The sequence below is a fragment of the Bradyrhizobium sp. USDA 4472 genome, from assembly GCF_054058595.1.
Genome location: NZ_JBSSAM010000001.1, coordinates 3937329 through 3954031, shown reverse-complemented (window position 1 = coordinate 3954031; position 16703 = coordinate 3937329). Strand labels below are relative to the sequence as shown.

Genomic DNA, 16703 nt, shown 5'->3' with positions numbered 1-16703 from the left:
GGTGGAGCGGCGCCTTTTCAAATGCCGAGCCGGTCGCGTACCCGGCCTGCGATCACGGCGGTGGTCACGCCGACCGGCCAGAATGCGTGCATCGGGATCGGCTTGATGCCGGTGATGGGCATGTCGATCTCGGCCTTGGGACCGCCGATCAGACGGCGCGCGAGCTGCGCGCCCATGGCGGTCGAGAGCGCAACGCCGCGGCCGTTGCAGCCGAGCGAGATCAGGATGTTTTCCGCGGGCTCGTGCACATGCGGATAATGATCCGCGGTGATCGCAAGCCGGCTGTTCCAGCCATGAGTCCAGGCGACGCCCTTGAGCTGCGGCCAGAGCCGCTCGGCGTAACGTATGAGATAGGCGACATCATCGGGCGCCGTGATCCAGCGCATCGGGCCGCGGCCGCCCATCAACAACCGGTTCTGCTGATCGAGGCGGTAATAGACCGTGATGTGGCCGCTCTCATAGAGCACGGGCCGCGTCGGCATGATCGCGCGCGCGACCTCTTCCGTCAGCGGCGCAGTGGCGGCGATCGAGGAAAACACCGGCACGATGGTGCGGCGGAGCGCGGGCCAGAGATCGTCGGTGAAGCCATTGGTCGCGAGCAGCACCTTCTCGGCATGCACCACCGCGCGCGGCGTCACGATACGCCAACGGCTGCCGTCGCGGCGCAGCGATAGCGCCGGCGTCCCGCCATGTACCTTCGCGCCGGCAGAGAGCGCGGCGCGCGCAAGGCCGCGGGCGTAGCTGAGCGGATGTAGGTCGCCCCCGCGTGTATCGAGCATGGCGCCGATGTAGCGATCCGTACCGGTGATCTCGCGCGACTGCTCGCGGTTCAGATACGTCACCGGCATGCCGCGGCGGATGCATTGCTGCGCCGTCTTCTCGATCGCAGCGGCGCTGGCCTCGTTGTAGGCCGCGCGCAACGTGCCGTTCTGCCGCGCCTCGCAGGGGATCTGGTAACGGCGGATCAGATCATGCGTGAAATTGGTGGCACCGTAGGAGAACGCGATCATGCGGCGGCCGAGCTCGGTGCCGAAATCCGCTTCGATCTTGTCGGGGTCATGCTTCAGGCCGGGGTTGGTGTGCCCGCCATTGTTACCGGACGCGCCCCAGCCCGGCTCCTGCGCCTCCAGCACCAGCGCCTCGACGCCCTGCTCCGCCAGATGCAACGCCGTGGAGAGACCAGTGTAGCCGCCGCCGACGATCGCGACGGAAACGCGTTTGTCCATGTCGAGCGGCGGCGTGGCCACCGGCGCGACGGCGGTATCGGCATAGAGTGAGGGTGGCAGAGGCAGACGCGTCATGGCGAGAACCGGTCAAAGCGGATGCAGCACGCGGCGCAAAAAGTCCTGCGTACGCGGATGCTGGGGTTGATTGAGCAACGCCTTGGCCGGCCCCTGCTCGACGATGACGCCACCGTCGATGAACAACACGCGATCGGCAACGTCGCGGGCAAAGCCCATCTCGTGGGTGACGACGACCATGGTCATGCCCTCGTCGGCGAGCTTGCGCATGACGCCAAGGACGTCGCCGACAAGCTCGGGATCAAGCGCCGAGGTCGGCTCGTCGAACAGGATTGCCTTCGGCTGCATGGCTAGCGCCCGCGCAATCGCGACGCGCTGCTGCTGGCCGCCCGACAGCTGCGGCGGGTGCACATCGGCCTTCTCGGCCAGCCCGACGCGAGCAAGCAGCGCGCGACCACGCTCGTACGCCCGGGCCCGCGGCTCTTTCTTCACGAACAGCGGCCCCTCGACGACGTTTTCGAGCGCGGTACGATGCGGGAACAGATTGAAGCGCTGGAACACCATCGAGACCTGCGTGCGGATATCGACAATCGTCGGCGCATCGCGGTCCACTTTCAAACCTTCGATGCTGATCTCACCGCGGTCGTAGCTTTCGAGCCCGTTGATGCAGCGCAGGATGGTGGACTTGCCCGAGCCTGACGGTCCGATGATGCAAACCACCTCACCCTTCTGCACGGAGGCTGTGATGCCCTTGAGCACCTCCACCTTGCCAAAGCTCTTGTGGACGTCGCTGAGCTCGATCATTTCTTGCCGGCTCGCTTCTCGAAATGACGCACCAGCAGGATCAGCGGGATGCTCATGGTGAGATACATCAAGGCTACGAGCGTGAACACGTTGGTGTTCTTGAAGGTCGACGACGCGATCAGCTTGCCTTGCAGGGCGAGCTCGGCGACCGTGATGGTCGAGGCCTGCGACGAATCCTTCAGCATCATGATCATGACGTTGCCGTAAGGAGGCAGCACGATGCGCACCGCCTGCGGCAGCACCACGCGGCGCATGGTGAGCCACCAGCCCATGCCGATCGACTGCGCGGCCTCGATCTGGCCCTTGTCGATCGCCTCGATGCCGGCGCGGAAGTTCTCGGCCTGGTAGGCCGAATAGGCGATGCCAAGGCCGAGAATTGCGGCCTGCAAGGCCGATAACGTGACGCCGAGATCTGGCATCACGAAGTAGAGGTAGAACAGCAGTACGATGATCGGAATGCCGCGGATCACGTTGATCATGCTGGCGCTGAGCATCGCCAGCGCCTTGATGCCGGAGACCCGCATCATGGCCCAGATCAGGCCGAGCGCCGTCGATAGCAGCAGCGAGCCGATCGTCACGATGATGGTCAGCGCGACGCCGTTCATCAGGATCGGAAAGAACTCGGCGGCGTCGTGCCAGAAACCTTTCATGGGCAGCCTTCGATGCGCGATCGGCCTCGATCAACCCTGAGCCTTCAGGCCCCATTTATCGAGGATCTTGTCGATGGTGCCATTGGCTTTCAGCTTGGCGAGCGAGGCGTTGATCTTGGCGAGCAGCGCGCTCTCGCCCTTGCGGACGCCGATGCCGACGGAGCCGACCGTGACGGGCTTGTAGCCGTCGACGAGGCGCACCTCGGGGAAGCCGCCCTGCTTCAGATTGTAGGCAAGGATCGGATAGTCGGCATAGCCGGCCTTGAGGCGGCCGGTGTTCACATCGCGCAGGATGTCGGGAATGGTGTCGTAGGCCTTCACCTCGGCGAACAAGCCGGACTTCTTCAGCGCATCGACGAAGGCGGTGCCGACCTGGGCACCCACCGTCTCGCCCTTGAGATCCTCCTGCGTGGCATAGGCCTTGGTGTCGCTCTTCGGCACCACCAGGCCTTCGCCATAGGTGTAGATCGGGTCTGAGAAGTCGACGACCTCCTTGCGCGGCGCCGTGATGAACATCGCGGCGGCGATGATGTCGATCTTGCTCGAGGTCAGCGACGGGATCAGCGCCGAGAACTGCATCGGCTCGATCTGCACGTTGAAGCCGGCGTCCTTGCCGATCTCGGTGACGATATCGACCATGATCCCCTGAATGGAGTTGGTCTTGGTATCGAGGAAGGTGAAGGGAATGCCCGTCGGCGTCGAACCGACCTTCAGCACCTGCTGCGCCGAAGCGGGTGTCACCGCCGCAATCGCGAGCGCCGCAACTGCGGCCAGACCAAAAAGCTTCATCGCGTCCCCCTTTGGGCTTGCCGATGACGGCGCTCGCGCATGTCGTGATCAGACGTTGCGGGCCAAGCCGTTTCGGCCTATTTTCACCGATATGAAAATTTGGTCACAGTTTCGCAGACGATGCAAGCGATTTTCATGCAGATGAAAGATGCGGTTTGACGTGAGCGGTGGCAAGAGAATGCGCAAACCAGCCTCCGCGAGGCCGGCCAGGAAGGCCAGCAACCGCAGGAAGGCGTCCGCGAAGCCGGCGGAGCCCGCCATGGACGTCGCGGTCGGCCGCCGCATCCGCGATCTTCGCCGAGTCAGGCGATTCTCGCTCGAAACGGTGGCAGCGCGCACGGGTCTGTCGATCGGCTTCCTCAGCCAGATCGAGCGCGGGCTGTCGTCGCCATCGTTGCGCGTGCTGGCGACGCTCGCCGATGTGCTCGGCGTCGGCATTGCAGCGCTGTTCGGCGCGAGCCCGAGCGCCGATGGCGCGTCCGATCAGGTGGTGACCCGCGGATTGCAGCGGCCGGAACTGAAACTCTGGCGCACCGGTGTATCCAAGCAATTGCTCAGCCCGGCCAGTGCCGACAACAAGCTCAATCTGTTCCTGGTGCATCTGGAGCCCGGCGGCTCCACGGGCGATGAGCTCTACACCCATGACGGCGAGGAAGCCGGCCTCGTGCTCGAAGGAGAGATGATGTTGACCGTGGATAGCGAGACCTGGTCGCTGAAGAGCGGCGACAGCTTTCGCTTCGTCAGCCGAAGGCCGCACCGGTTTTCCAATCCGGCGCAGGACGCGAAGGCCGTGGTGCTGTGGGTGAATTGTGTGACGGGACCGTAAGCCTCTCTCCTTCCGCGCAGGGGCGCGCTGCCTCCACGCCGCCATTACGAGGAGCTCGCGACAAAATTGCGAAGCAATTTTGCACTGATGCGACGAAGCAATCCGGATTGTCTCCGCGGAGGGATACTGGATTGCTTCGCTGCGCTCGCAATGACGAGCGGATCGAGTCCTACCCAAACCGGTGCTTGTACCGATCCACCGTCAGCGCACTGACGTCCACCTCCGGCTTCTTGCCCGACAGCATGTCGGCGAGCACCCGCCCCGAACCGCAGGACATGGTCCAGCCGAGCGTGCCGTGACCGGTGTTGAGGTAAAGGTTGGCGTATTGCGTTGGGCCAATCACGGGCGGACCGTCCGGCGTCATCGGACGCAGGCCACTCCAGAACGTGGCCTTGGAGAGATCGCCGCCGCGCGGGAACAGGTCGGTCAGGGAATGATCGAGCGTGGCGCGGCGCGCATCATAAAGCCGGGTCGAAAAACCGGAAATTTCGGCGGTGCCGCCGACGCGGATGCGATTGCCCAGACGGGTGATCGCGACCTTGTAGCTTTCGTCCATCACGGTCGATTCCGGTGCACCGGAGGCGTCCTTGATCGGCACGGTGATCGAATAGCCTTTCACCGGAAAGACCGGCAGGGAGATGCCGAGCGGCGCAGCCATACGTGACGAATAGCTGCCGAGCGCGAGAACATAGCTATCTGCCTGCAGCAGGCCGGCGCTGGTCGCCACGCCGCTGACCCCGGTGCCGTCCGTGACAATGCGGTCGATGCCCGTGTTGAACAGGAAGCGCACGCCGAGCGCCTCGGCATGCTTGCCCAGCGCCTGCGTGAACATATGGCAATCGCCGGTTTCGTCCTGCGGCAGGCGAAGCCCGCCGGCGACCTTTTCCTTCACGCTCGCCAATGCCGGCTCGACCGCGATGCAGCCCTCGCGGCTCAGCACTTCGAAGGGCACGCCGTATTGCTTGAGCACGGCGATATCTTCGCCGGTGCCGTCGAGCTGGGCCTGGTAGCGGAACAGCTGCAGCGTGCCCTGCGAACGCTCGTCATATTGAATGCCGATGTCGCGGCGCAAATCGCGCAGGCAATCGCGGCTGTATTCCGCGATCGGGATCATCCGGCTCTTGTTGACGGCATAGCGCGCACTGGTGCAGTTGCGCAGCATCTTGAGCAGCCAGACCCACATCACGGGATCGAGCTTCGGCCGGATCACCAGCGGACCATGCTTCATCAGGAGCCACTTGACCGCTTTCACCGGCACGCCGGGACCAGCCCATGGCGAGGAGTAGCCGGGCGACACTTCGCCGGCATTGGCAAACGAGGTCTCCAGCGCGGGTTCGGGCTGACGGTCGACGACCGTCACCTCATGACCGGCACGGGCGAGGTAATAGGCAGAGGTGACACCGATGACACCGCTGCCGAGGATCAGAACTTTCACGCTTGGTCAAACTCCCGCGGCATCACGCTCGCCGCTGCAAGATAGAACCCTGCAGCGGCGAGAGCAATTGTCAGGCCACCTTCTTGATGGCGTCGCCAAGAATCGAGACGATCTGGTCGATGTGGCTCTTCTCGACGATGAGCGGAGGCGACATCGCGAAACTGTCGCCGCTCATGCGCAGGTAAAGGCCGGTATTGAAGCAATCGACCATGACGTCATAGCCGCGCGCGCCGACGACGCCGTCACGCGGCGCCAGCTCGACCGCGCCCATCAGGCCGCAATTTCTGATATCGACGACGTTGGGCAGGCCCTTCAGCTGATGCAGCGCATCGCGCCAGTATTCGGCCATGGTCGCACCGCGCGTGAGCAGGCCTTCATCCTTGTAGATGTCGAGGGTGGCGATGCCGGCGGCGCAGGCGGTCGGGTGCGCAGAATAGGTGTAGCCGTGGAACAGCTCCATCTGGTTCTCCGGGCCGACCATCATGCCGTCGTGCACCTTGCGGCTCGCGAACACCGCGCCGCAGGGGATCGTGCCGTTCGTGATGCCCTTGGCGGTCGTCATCAGGTCCGGCGTGACACCGAAGAAGTCGGCGGCGAACGGCGTGCCCAGGCGACCGAAGCCCGTGATGACTTCGTCGAAGATCAGGAGGATGCCGTGCTTGTCGCAGATCGCGCGCAGGCGCTGCAGATAGCCCTTCGGCGGCGGCAGCACCGCAGTCGAACCCGGCACCGGCTCGACAATGACGGCGGCGATCGTCTCGGCACCGTGCAGGGCGACCAGACGCTCGAGATCGTCAGCGAGCTCGGCACCGTGATCCGGCTGGTCCTTGGCGAAAGCGTTACGCGAGAGATCATGGGTGTGGCGGAGGTGATCGACGCCGGGCAGCAGGGTCGCGAAGGCGCGACGGTTGGCGACCATGCCGCCGACGGAGGTGCCGCCGAAGCCGACGCCATGATAGCCGCGCTCGCGGCCGATCAGGCGGGTGCGGCTCGACTGGCCTGTGGCACGGTGATAGGCGAGCGCGATCTTCAGCGCGGTATCGACCGATTCAGAGCCGGAGTTGGTGAAGAAGACGCGGTCGAGGCCCTTCGGCGCAATCTCGGCAAGGCGCTCGGCGAAGTCGAAAGCCAGCGGATGACCCATCTGGAACGTCGGCGCGAAGTCCAGCGTCATCAGCTGCCGCTCGACGGCGGCCGCGATCTGCTTGCGGCCGTGGCCGGCATTGACGCACCAGAGGCCGGCGGAGCCGTCGATCACCTTGCGGCCGTCGACCGTGGTGTAGTGCATGCCCTCGGCCGACGAGAACAGGCGCGGCGCCTTCTTGAACTGGCGGTTGGCCGTGAACGGCATCCAGAACGAGTCGGTCTTGATGGTGTTCGGAATCTGATGAAGGGTCACGGGCCACGCTCCTGTGCTGACTGCCTAGCAGAGCCACGGCTTCGATAGGGCAACAAGTCCTTTTCTGGCGGTCTGCAAGCCATTGATTTTACGGGGCCTGCCGGTCCATATTTGCGCGATCCGCAACACCTGCAACAGAGGCCAGAGCCATGAGCGTCGACATCGGTGGACGGCTGCGATTCATCCGGGCGCGCCACAAGCTGTCGCAGCGCGAGCTGGCAAAACGCGCCGGCGTCACCAATTCGACCATCTCGCTGATCGAATCCAACCAGATGAACCCGTCGGTCGGCGCGCTCAAGCGCATCCTCGACGGCATCCCGATGGGGCTCGCCGAGTTCTTCGCGCTGGAGCCGGAGTCGAGGCGCAAGATCTTCTACCGGGCGGAGGAGCTCACAGAGGTCGGCAAGAAGCCGATCTCGTATCGGCAGATCGGCGACAATCTGTTCGGCCGCAGCCTGCAGATGTTGAAAGAGCGCTATGAACCCGGCAGCGACACCGGACGCGTGCACCTCGTCCATGACGGCGAGGAAGGCGGCATCGTGATCTCGGGCAAGCTCGAGGTCACCGTCGAGGACGAACGCCGCATCCTCAATCCGGGTGACGCCTACTATTTCGAGAGCCGCCGCCCGCATCGCTTCCGCTGTGTCGGCGGCAAGCCGTGCGAAGTGATCTCGGCCTGCACTCCACCGACGTTCTGAGGCGGACGCCGCGAGATGATCGCGGCCCGCCCGCTGCCGTCAGAGGCCCGTCAGCAGCTCCTCGATCCGGATCGGGAAGCGGCGCACCCGCACGCCGGTCGCATGCCAGACGGCATTAGCAACCGCACCGGCGCTACCGGTGATGCCGATCTCGCCGACGCCCTTGACGCCGAGCGCGTTCACATGGGGGTCGTGCTCCTCGACCGTGATGACGTCGAGCGGCGGCACGTCGGCATTCACAGGGATGTGGTATTCGCCGAGATTGGCATTCATGATCCGTCCGCTGCGGCGGTCGATGACGGCCTCCTCGTGCAGCGCGAAGGACATGCCCCAGATCATGCCGCCGAACAGCTGGCTCTTCACCAGATGCGGGTTGACGATGCGGCCCGCGGCAAAGGCGCCGACCATGCGGGTGACGCGGATCTGGCCGAACTCGGGATCGACCTTCACTTCGGCGAACACCGCGCCATGGGCGTGCATCGCATACTCTTCCATCGCCGCCGGATTCGGCGCACCGGTGCCGCGCGCCTCGACTTCGGCGACGCCGGCACGCGCGAGAATCTCGGTATAGCTCTCGCTGCGGCTCTCGTCGTCGCGCCGGATCAACCGGCCGTCGCGCGCGATCACACCGGCATTGCCCGCGCCGAACAGCGGCGATCGCTCGTCATTGGTGGCGAGATCGGCAAGCTTGGCGATCACGGCCGCGCCGGCGCTGTGGATCGCAGCTCCCGCGGTCGCGGTGTGCGCGGAGCCGCCGGCGATGCCCGCATCAGGAAGATCGGACGTGCCCGCCTTGAACCTGACGCGGTCGATATCGAGGCCGACGGCGTCGGCTGCGATCTGCGCAAGCGCCGTCCAGGCGCCCTGCCCCATGTCGTGCGCGCCGATCTCCATTGCGCCAGTACCGTCACGGCGGATCACGGCGCGCGCTTCGGCCTGGAACATCAGCGCGGGGAACGTCGCGGTGCCCATCCCCCAGCCGACCAGCAGTCCGGCATCGTCGCGCATCTGTCGCGGCTGAAGCAAGCGCTTCGCCCAGCCGAAACGCGCGGCGCCCTGATCGTAACAGGCACGCAGCGCTTTCGACGAAAATGGTTTTCCGGTGATCGGCTCGACCTCGGCGTAGTTCTTCAAGCGGAAGGCGAGCGGATCCATGCCGCAGGCCCAGGCCATCTCGTCGACCGCGCTTTCCAGCGCAATCGATCCCGTCGCCTCGCCCGGCGCGCGCATGAACAGGGGCGTGCCGGTGTTGACGCGCACGGAGTCGTGCGAGGTGCGGATCGCGGGCGCCGCATAGAGGGTGTGCGAGGCATCGGCCGCCGGCTCGTAGAAATCGTCGAACGTGCTCGACACGGTCCGCGCGTGGTGATCGAGCGCGGTCAGGCGGCCTTCGGCGTCGGCACCGATGCGCAGGCGCTGGCGCGTCGGCGCGCGGTGGCCGACCGGGCCGTACATCTGCTCACGGCGCAGCACGAGCTTGACCGGCTTGCCGACCAGCTTGGCCGCCATGATGCCGAGGACGGGAGGACCGGCCATCAGCCCCTTTGAACCGAATCCGCCGCCGAGGAACGGGCTGCGGATATGGATCTTGTCGGGCGCAATGCCGAACAGCTCGGCAACACGTCCGAGCGACAGCATGAGCCCCTGTGTCGGCATGTCGATCTGCAGTTTGTCGCCGTCCCAGTACGCGACGATTGCATGCGGCTCCATCGCGTTGTGATATTGCGGCGGCGTCTCATAGGTCGCATCGATCTGCTTGTCCGCAGCCTCTAGACCGGCCTCGACGTCGCCGCGCTGATTTTCGGCGGGATTGCCGACACCGACGACGGGCGGCACGTAACTCTCACCCGCATCGAGCCCGACCAGCGCGGGCAGCGCCTCATAGCGCGGCGCCAGCAGCACCGCGCCTTCCGTCGCCGCCTCGAGCGTTTCCGCGATCACGACAGCGATGGGCTGGTTGGCATAACGCACTTCGTCGCTCTGCAACACCTCCATTCGGAACACGAACGGGTTGGTCTTGATCTCAGGGTCGATCGCGAGCTGCGGCTTGTGGTCGGGCGTCATCACGTCGATGACGCCGGGATGACGCTTGGCGGCGGCGACATCGAGCGAGGTCACGCGTCCATGCGCGATGCTGGACACCGCCATCACCGCAAACACCATGCCGGGCGGATGATTGTCGGCGGCATAGGTCGCCTGGCCCCTGACCTTGAGCACGCCGTCGCGGCGGGCCATCGGCTGGCCGATGCTGGAGCCGTGGCGGAGATGCGCGGGTGCGCTGGTGAGATTGAGCTCAGGCATGAATGGCTCCAGACGTCGAAGCAAAGGGGGAAGCGGGCAGCGCGGGGATACGCGCGGGCGTACCGGCCGCAGCAAGGGTCAGCGTACGCACGACGATGCGGCGCGCCAGCTCGATCTTGTAGGCGTTGTCGCCGGACGGTTTTGCGTCGCTGAGCGCGCGCCAGGCGGCTTCCTGGAAAACATCCGCCGTGGGCGCAATACCCTTAAGAATATCCTCCGCGGCGCGGGCACGCCAGGGCTTTGCGGCGACACCGCCAAGCGCAAGCCGCGCCTCCGCGATCTTGCCGTTCTCGATCCGCAGCGCCGCCGCGGCCGAGACGATGGCGAACGCGTAGGACGTGCGCTCGCGCACCTTGAGATAGCGCGCATGCGCAGCAAATCCTCGCGCCGCGGGCGGCAGACGCACTGCGACGATGAGATCACCAGGCTCGAGCGCGGATTCACGTTCCGGCATATTGCCGGGCAGGCGATGCAATTCGTCGAGCGCGATCTCGCGACGGCCGTTCTTGCCTTCGATCTCGACGATGGCGTCGAGCGCGACCAGCGGCACGCAGAAGTCGGACGGATGGGTCGCGATGCAGCTCTCGCTCCAGCCGAGCACCGCATGCGTCCGGTTCTCGCCCTCGCGGGCATCGCAGCCGCTGCCGGACTCGCGTTTGTTGCAGCGGCTGGCGGTGTCGTAGAAATACGCGCAGCGCGTCCGCTGCAGCAGATTGCCGCCCACGGTCGCCGCATTTCGGAGTTGCGCGGACGCGCCGGAGAGCAACGCTTCGGCAATCGCGGGATAGGATTTCGCGAACTCTGCATCATGCGCAAGGTCGGCATTGCTCACGAGCGCACCGATCCGCAACGCCCCATCCGCGAGGCGCTCGATGCGATCGAGCCCGTCAAGATGAGTGACGTCCACCAGCCGATCGGGTCGGCTGATGTTGCCCTTCATCAGATCGAGCAGATTGGTGCCGGCCGCGAGATAGGTCGCGCCCGGCTGCGCGGCGGCAGCAACGGCTTCAGCGACCGTGGCAGGCCTGACATAATCGAACTGTTTCATGCGGAGCGCCTCTGGTTGGTTTCCCCGGTCCCGGCCTGAGCCTCGAGCACAGCATCGACGATGCCGGCATAGGCGCCGCAGCGACAGAGATTACCGCTCATGCATTCACGGATACGCTCGGGATCGTTGCCGGCCTGCGCTTCCTGCATCATGCCGATGGCGCTCATGATCTGGCCGGGCGTGCAGAAGCCACACTGGAATCCGTCATGGGCGATGAAGGCGGCCTGGACGGGATGAAGCCGGTCGCCGCGCGCGACGCCTTCGATGGTGAGGATGTCGGCGCCGTCATGGCTGATGGCGAGCGCGAGACAGGAATTGATGCGCTTGCCGTCGACGAGAATGGTGCAGGCCCCGCATTGTCCGCGGTCGCATCCCTTCTTGGTTCCGGTGAGATGGAGGCGCTCACGCAGCAGATCGAGCAGCGTGACGCGGGGATCGTCGAGGACGAAGTCGCGCCGCGCACCGTTCACGGTGAGGCTGATGGAGTGGTTCATACAAGGCTCCGATCAGAAGGACATGGCTCATCGTTCGGCGCGCCACCGCGGTGGCCGCCGTCGATATCGCGCCAGCGCGGACAGGGTCCGGACTGGCACCTGCGCGAAGATACGGAGGCACCCTCCGCTTAACAAGGGCCGCCGAAAAATATTTGGACTTCGTCGAAAGCTCGTGCGCCGACAACGCGATGCGGCAGGCAAAGGGTTCAACAAGGGTTCAATCTAACCAATTCGTGATCTACATTGCCTGATATGGACGACCACACCGACCAGGCCCGAAAGCCCCGCGCCGATGCCGTGCGCAATCGCGAGCGTGTGCTCGAAGCGGCCAAGGCTGTGTTCAGCGCAGGCGGCTCGGAAGCAAGCCTCGAGGCCGTAGCCAAGCGCGCCGGCGTCGGCATCGGAACGCTCTACCGGCATTTTCCGACGCGCGAGGATCTGTTCGAGGCAGTCTACCGGCGCGAGGTCGAGCAGCTCAGCGAGCTTGCCGAGCAGTTGAAGAGCGCCAAGGATCCGGTCGATGCGCTCCGGCGCTGGTTGCGCTCGGGTGTCGAATTCGTCGCCACCAAGAAGGGCATGGTGGCAGCCCTGGCGCTCGCGGTGCAGAGCGGGTCCGAGCTGCATGCCTTCTCCTTCGAGCGCCTGACCAAGGCGATCGGCTCACTGCTCGATCGCGCAGCCGCGGCCGGTGCGATGCGCGCCGACATCAGTCCCGAGGACTTGCTGCGCGCGTTCTTCGGCATGTGCTACATCCATGACCAGCCCGGCTGGCAGTCAACGGCGAAGCGGCTTCTTGACGTTTTCGTCGACGGCCTGCGCCTGCAGCCAGGGTCCAAGCCCAAGGCGCGTGCCGCCGCGCCAGCGAAATCGCCGCCGAAGCGGAAGCGGTAGGCGCGGCGATGTGTTAGGGTCGGCATCGCCGGCATATCAACGGGAGCCTGTCATGCGCATCGCAGCCGTGGTCGTCGCCCTTGCTGTTGCCTTCAGCCCCCTCGCCGCTCGCGCTGACGACGTCACGACAGCGCAAGGGGTGATCCGCGCCCAGGAGCAGGCCTTCGTCCATGACGATGCGACCGCCGCCTATTCCTATGCCGCGCCGGCAATCAAGCAGCTCTTTCCCGCACCCGACATCTTCATGTCGATGGTGCAGAACGGCTACGCCCCCGTCTACCGCCACAAGAGCTTTGAGTTCGGCGACAGCAGGACCGAAGCCAACGCGATTGCGCAGCGTGTTCACATCATCGACGCCAATGGCGAAGCCTGGGAAGCGCTCTACACGCTCGAGCAGCAGCCGGACGGCAGCTACAAGATCACCGGCTGCTCCCTGTTGAAGGCGGGACAGGCGGTCTAAGTTGCGAAATTCGGTCCTGTCTTGACCGAACTCATGCGTGAGCGGATCAGCAGCGTCAAGACGATGCCGACATTGAGGGCATTCCATGCCACGCCGTTGGCAAACGCTGCCGCGTAGGAGCCGGTGGCATCGAAGATGATGCCGGAGACCCAGCCGCCGAAGGACATGCCGAACACGGAGGCGAAGATCACGATGCCGACGCGGGTTGCGGCTTCACGGGCCGGCATCGCCTCGCGCACGATGATGGCGTAGCTCGGCACGATGCCGCCCTGGAACAGGCCGAACATCGCGGAAATCAGGTATAGGGAGGTGAGGCTGTCGAAGAACAAATAGAACACCAGCGCGAAGCCTTGCGCCAGTGACCCGAGCAGCAGCGTGCGGATGCCGCCGATCTTGTCGGCGAGATAGCCCGAGCCGATGCGGCTGACGATGCCGCAGGCCATCATCAGCGACAGCATCTCGGCGCCACGCGCCACGCCATAACCGAGATCGCCGCAATAGGCGACGATATGGACCTGCGGCATCGCCATGGCGACGCAGCAGGAGATGCTGGCGATCGAGAGCAGCACCGTCAGCGTGTTGGTCGAGAGCTTGAGATCGACCCGCGGCGGCGGCGCATTGGCGTGATTGCGGACCTTGTCGTCGCCCATCTGCGTGCGCAGGACCAGCACCAGCACAGCCATCAGGCTCGCACAGACGAGGCCAATACCGATGTGAGTGGTGCGCCAGCCCACGGCATTCATGCCGTAGCTCACGATCGGCGGCCACATCGTGCCCGCGACATAGTTGCCGCTTGCCACGATGGTCACCGCGAGCCCGCGATAACGCTCGAACCAGTGCGAGGCCTCAGCCATCAGCGGCGCGAAGGTGGCCGAGGTGCCGAGACCAACGAGAAAGTAGGCCGCCACGAATTGCCAAAGCTGCGTCGACAGCCCGGCCAGTACGTTAGCGATGCCCAGGAAGGCGATACTGATCGCCATCGCCGGCACGATCCCGAACCGGTCGGTGATTCGGCCTGCAATCACGCCGCCGAGGCCGAAGCCGAACATCATGAGTGTGAAGGCGAGCGACACCGCGCCTCGTGTGGCGGCGAATTCGGTCTGTACGAGGGGAATCACCACGACCACAGCCCACATCCCGACGCTGCCGATCGAGCCGATCACCAGTGCGAGCAAAAGCCGCACCCAGGCCTGACGCGAATCAGGGGTGAAAGAGGCCGGTTTCTGTGCTGGGTGATTTGGTGCGTGCACGACGCGGAGCATGTTCGCTGAACGCCTCTTGGTCAAGCATCGTGCCGCGATATTGGGCATGCGCGGTGCGCTGCGGTAAGAAGGAGCTTGGCGAAACGCCGCTTTGCCATTACTTTGCAATCTGCGGGCGCAACAATGCCGCGCGGAAGAGCATGCTGTCGGAATGTTGCTGCGGATGACGCGATCGATGCGGATCAGGGTGGGGCGGATCATCGCCCTCGCTTATCTGTTCTGCGTGCTCGCGCCGGCCGCGAGCCTCGCCTGGGGCAGCGGCGCCTCGCCGTGCTTCGACGACGATCCCGTGCTCTTGCCAGCGCATCATGAGATGTCGGCCAGCCACATCCATGGCGACGTGACACACGACCGCGCCGGCATGCACGCTCATCAGCAGGCGCAGGACGCGCCCGGCCCGCACCATCATCAAAGCAAGGGCCATCTCGGCCCGTGCTGCGCCATGATGTGCGCGAGCGCGCTACCGGCCGACCTGCCTGATGTCGCCAAGCCGCAGCAGCCGGTGTCCGCCTGTGTGCCCGAGATCGTGGTAAGTCTGCACAGTGCGGCGCCACCCCGGCACTACCGCCCTCCCATCACCTGATCTGACACGCGACGACGTCAGGCCGAACGCGCGTTCCCGCGCGCGCGAACCTGTGGTCTCCAGACAGATCAGGGATTATTCATGCTTACGCTTCTCGGGGCGAAGTCCGCCGCCGCATCTGTGGCGCGTGGAGGACATTTGCGATTGCATTGGCCGCTGCTGGCCCTCGCCGCATTGGCGCTGTCCGGCTGCATGCCCGCGACGCCGTCGATTGCCGCCGCCGATCCGGCCGATCCCGCGGCAAAGGTCGCGCACGTCGGCTATCGCTCGACAGTCGCGCCCTACGTGACCTTGCGGCCTTCGACGCCGGCACCATGGCGCGGCCGCAACGACGCCGTCGCGCCAGCGCCGAAGCAAGACCGCTAGGAGCGCGCCATGACACATCATATGTCACATCATTTGGCGCGAGGGCTGCTCGTTCTCGCTGCGCTTGGCCTCTCCGGCTGCGCCGCGTTCTCGCCCGACAGCGGCATGACCGGTGTCTCGGAGCTGACGAGCCAGACCATCAACAAGGACGTCGCCTTCGTACGTACCGCCGAAGGAGCCGGTGCGGTCGACGGGCGCGTTCGCCGGTTGCTGTCGCGGACACTGAGCGCCGAGACCGCCGTGCAGATCGCACTGCTCAACAACAAGGGGCTGCAGGCCGCCTATAACGAACTGGCGCTGGCCGAGACCGATCTGGTCGAGCAGAGCCTGCCGCCCAATCCGGTATTCTCGATCTCGCGCATCTCAGGCAATGGCGCCAGCGAGATCGAGCGCCAGGTGGTCGGCGATATCCTGGCATTGGCTACGCTGCCATTTCGCTCCGACATCGCGCGCGAGGGCTTTCGCCAGGCGCAATTGCGCGCGGCGCTGGCGACGCTGCGGCTCGCCGCCGATGTGCGACGCGCTTACGTCCGCGCGGTCGCCGCAAACGAGATGGTTGTGCTGCTGACCGACGCGAAAGCAACGGCGGAATCGACCGCGCAACTCGCCGTGAAACTCGGCGAGACCGGCTCGGTCAGCAAGCTCGACCAGGCGCGTGAGCAGGTGTTCTACGCCGAGACCACCGCCGATCTCGCCTCCGCGCGCCAGGCGGCGGCAAGCGCGCGCGAAAAACTGGCGCGGCTGATGGGGCTGTGGGACGAGCGTCTCGACTTCCGCCTGCCCAACGCTTTGCCGCCGCTGCCGCGCCGGCCGGAGACCCTGCCCTCGATCGAGGCCGACGCTGTCGCGCACCGCATCGACTTGCAGATCGCGCGGCTGGGGCTGACGGCCCTGGCGAAGTCGTTGAACGTGACTGAAGCAACCCGCTTCGTCACCTTGCTCGATCTCGCCGGGATCTCCCGCCGGACCCAGGACCCGGAGGGCGCGCCGTTCCGCGAGCGCGGCTTTGATGTCCAGTTCCAGGTCCCGATCTTCGATGGCGGCGAGGTGCGCGTGAGGCAAGCCGCGGAGACCTACAAGCTCGCCTTCAACCGCCTGACCGAGCGCGCCGTGAACGTCCGCTCGGAAGCGCGCGATGCCTATCGGATCTATCGCTCGACTTACGACATCGCTGGCCACTATCAGCGCGAGATATTGCCGTTGCGCAAAATCATCACCGAGGAGATGCAGTTGCGCTTCTCCAGCATGCAGGTCGACATCTTCGCGCTGCTGACAGAGGCGCGGCAGCGCCTCGCCTCACTGCGCGGTGCGATCGACGCCAGGCAAAACTTCTTCCTCGCCCAATCCGAGTTGCAGACCGCCGTCAACGGCGGCGGCGCGCCTGCGTCCGGCGGCGACAATCCAACCAATATCGCCGCCGCCCCTGCCGATGGCGGTCACTGAGATGGAGGTCAGC

The 16703-nt window shown here is 65.4% G+C and carries 18 protein-coding genes; 7 read left to right on the top strand and 11 right to left on the bottom strand.

The genetic code is table 11. From position 1 onward, the window contains the following. Positions 1 to 17: 17 nt before the first annotated feature. From ACVWZ4_RS18360 to ACVWZ4_RS18340, 5 genes are read right to left on the bottom strand one after another with little or no spacing between them, the layout of a single operon-like run. Positions 18 to 1301, bottom strand: coding sequence for an NAD(P)/FAD-dependent oxidoreductase (locus tag ACVWZ4_RS18360; protein WP_456763359.1), 1284 nt, complete (start codon positions 1299 to 1301; stop codon positions 18 to 20). Between the two features lie 12 nt (positions 1302 to 1313). Beyond that, the gene (locus ACVWZ4_RS18355) at positions 1314 to 2045 is read right to left on the bottom strand and encodes an amino acid ABC transporter ATP-binding protein (RefSeq protein ID WP_456740899.1); all 732 of its coding nucleotides are present in this window, start codon (positions 2043 to 2045) and stop codon (positions 1314 to 1316) included. After that, a complete protein-coding gene (locus ACVWZ4_RS18350) occupies positions 2042 to 2695 on the bottom strand; it encodes an amino acid ABC transporter permease (RefSeq protein ID WP_456699429.1) in 654 nt (217 codons plus the stop codon). The genes ACVWZ4_RS18355 and ACVWZ4_RS18350 overlap by 4 nt, the downstream gene beginning before the upstream one ends. A gap of 30 nt (positions 2696 to 2725) precedes the next feature. Then, positions 2726 to 3484 (bottom strand): ABC transporter substrate-binding protein, encoded by a 759-nt coding sequence (locus ACVWZ4_RS18345; protein WP_456699430.1) that lies wholly within the window; start codon positions 3482 to 3484, stop codon positions 2726 to 2728. Positions 3485 to 3532: 48 nt separating this feature from the next. Continuing rightward, on the bottom strand, positions 3533 to 3745 hold the full coding sequence (locus ACVWZ4_RS18340; protein WP_456742321.1) for a hypothetical protein: 213 nt from the start codon (positions 3743 to 3745) through the stop codon (positions 3533 to 3535). Between ACVWZ4_RS18340 and ACVWZ4_RS18335 the strand changes: the two genes are divergently transcribed. Then, positions 3663 to 4310: a helix-turn-helix domain-containing protein gene (locus ACVWZ4_RS18335; protein WP_456699431.1), complete on the top strand. Its 648-nt coding sequence runs from the start codon at positions 3663 to 3665 to the stop codon at positions 4308 to 4310. The two genes, ACVWZ4_RS18340 and ACVWZ4_RS18335, sit on opposite strands and share 83 nt — an antisense overlap. Before the next feature lie 169 nt (positions 4311 to 4479). Here ACVWZ4_RS18335 and ACVWZ4_RS18330 read toward each other — a convergent pair whose 3' ends face one another. Together ACVWZ4_RS18330 and ACVWZ4_RS18325 are read right to left on the bottom strand one after the other, a co-directional pair. Further along, positions 4480 to 5745 (bottom strand): D-amino acid dehydrogenase, encoded by a 1266-nt coding sequence (locus tag ACVWZ4_RS18330; RefSeq protein WP_456699432.1) that lies wholly within the window; start codon positions 5743 to 5745, stop codon positions 4480 to 4482. A 70-nt stretch (positions 5746 to 5815) separates the two neighbouring features. Further along, the gene (locus tag ACVWZ4_RS18325; RefSeq protein ID WP_456699433.1) at positions 5816 to 7144 is read right to left on the bottom strand and encodes an aminotransferase class III-fold pyridoxal phosphate-dependent enzyme; all 1329 of its coding nucleotides are present in this window, start codon (positions 7142 to 7144) and stop codon (positions 5816 to 5818) included. Positions 7145 to 7293: 149 nt separating this feature from the next. Here ACVWZ4_RS18325 and ACVWZ4_RS18320 point away from each other — a divergent pair, with 149 nt between their 5' ends. Further along, positions 7294 to 7842: a cupin domain-containing protein gene (locus ACVWZ4_RS18320; protein WP_092233681.1), complete on the top strand. Its 549-nt coding sequence runs from the start codon at positions 7294 to 7296 to the stop codon at positions 7840 to 7842. A gap of 39 nt (positions 7843 to 7881) precedes the next feature. Here the strand turns inward: ACVWZ4_RS18320 and ACVWZ4_RS18315 are convergent, their stop codons facing one another. The 3 genes from ACVWZ4_RS18315 to ACVWZ4_RS18305 are packed head-to-tail and all read right to left on the bottom strand — an operon-like array spanning position 7882 to position 11685. After that, on the bottom strand, positions 7882 to 10143 hold the full coding sequence (locus ACVWZ4_RS18315) for a xanthine dehydrogenase family protein molybdopterin-binding subunit (RefSeq protein ID WP_456740898.1): 2262 nt from the start codon (positions 10141 to 10143) through the stop codon (positions 7882 to 7884). Then, positions 10136 to 11191: an FAD binding domain-containing protein gene (locus ACVWZ4_RS18310; protein ID WP_456737396.1), complete on the bottom strand. Its 1056-nt coding sequence runs from the start codon at positions 11189 to 11191 to the stop codon at positions 10136 to 10138. The genes ACVWZ4_RS18315 and ACVWZ4_RS18310 overlap by 8 nt, the downstream gene beginning before the upstream one ends. Continuing rightward, the gene (locus ACVWZ4_RS18305) at positions 11188 to 11685 is read right to left on the bottom strand and encodes a (2Fe-2S)-binding protein (RefSeq protein WP_456699436.1); all 498 of its coding nucleotides are present in this window, start codon (positions 11683 to 11685) and stop codon (positions 11188 to 11190) included. Before ACVWZ4_RS18305 ends, ACVWZ4_RS18310 begins: the two co-directional genes overlap by 4 nt. Positions 11686 to 11937: 252 nt before the next feature. On the opposite strand from ACVWZ4_RS18305, the gene ACVWZ4_RS18300 reads away from it, so the two are divergent. Together ACVWZ4_RS18300 and ACVWZ4_RS18295 are read left to right on the top strand one after the other, a co-directional pair. After that, complete coding sequence (locus tag ACVWZ4_RS18300) at positions 11938 to 12576, top strand: TetR/AcrR family transcriptional regulator (protein ID WP_456699437.1); 639 nt, start codon at positions 11938 to 11940, stop codon at positions 12574 to 12576. Between the two features lie 52 nt (positions 12577 to 12628). Continuing rightward, positions 12629 to 13036 carry a DUF4864 domain-containing protein gene (locus tag ACVWZ4_RS18295; protein WP_456699438.1) on the top strand — a complete coding sequence of 136 codons (408 nt, stop codon included), beginning with the start codon at positions 12629 to 12631 and terminating at the stop codon, positions 13034 to 13036. Here the strand turns inward: ACVWZ4_RS18295 and ACVWZ4_RS18290 are convergent. After that, positions 13033 to 14298, bottom strand: coding sequence for an MFS transporter (locus ACVWZ4_RS18290; protein WP_456740897.1), 1266 nt, complete (start codon positions 14296 to 14298; stop codon positions 13033 to 13035). The two genes, ACVWZ4_RS18295 and ACVWZ4_RS18290, sit on opposite strands and share 4 nt — an antisense overlap. A gap of 175 nt (positions 14299 to 14473) precedes the next feature. Here ACVWZ4_RS18290 and ACVWZ4_RS18285 point away from each other — a divergent pair, with 175 nt between their 5' ends. From ACVWZ4_RS18285 to ACVWZ4_RS18275, 3 genes are all read left to right on the top strand, one after another. Then, positions 14474 to 14881, top strand: coding sequence for a hypothetical protein (locus tag ACVWZ4_RS18285; protein WP_456699440.1), 408 nt, complete (start codon positions 14474 to 14476; stop codon positions 14879 to 14881). 81 nt (positions 14882 to 14962) lie between these two features. After that, entirely contained in the window at positions 14963 to 15247 is a 285-nt protein-coding gene (locus tag ACVWZ4_RS18280) for a hypothetical protein (RefSeq protein ID WP_456740896.1), read from the top strand. Between the two features lie 21 nt (positions 15248 to 15268). Further along, the gene (locus ACVWZ4_RS18275; RefSeq protein WP_456742233.1) at positions 15269 to 16690 is read left to right on the top strand and encodes a TolC family protein; all 1422 of its coding nucleotides are present in this window, start codon (positions 15269 to 15271) and stop codon (positions 16688 to 16690) included. Positions 16691 to 16703 lie beyond the last annotated feature (13 nt).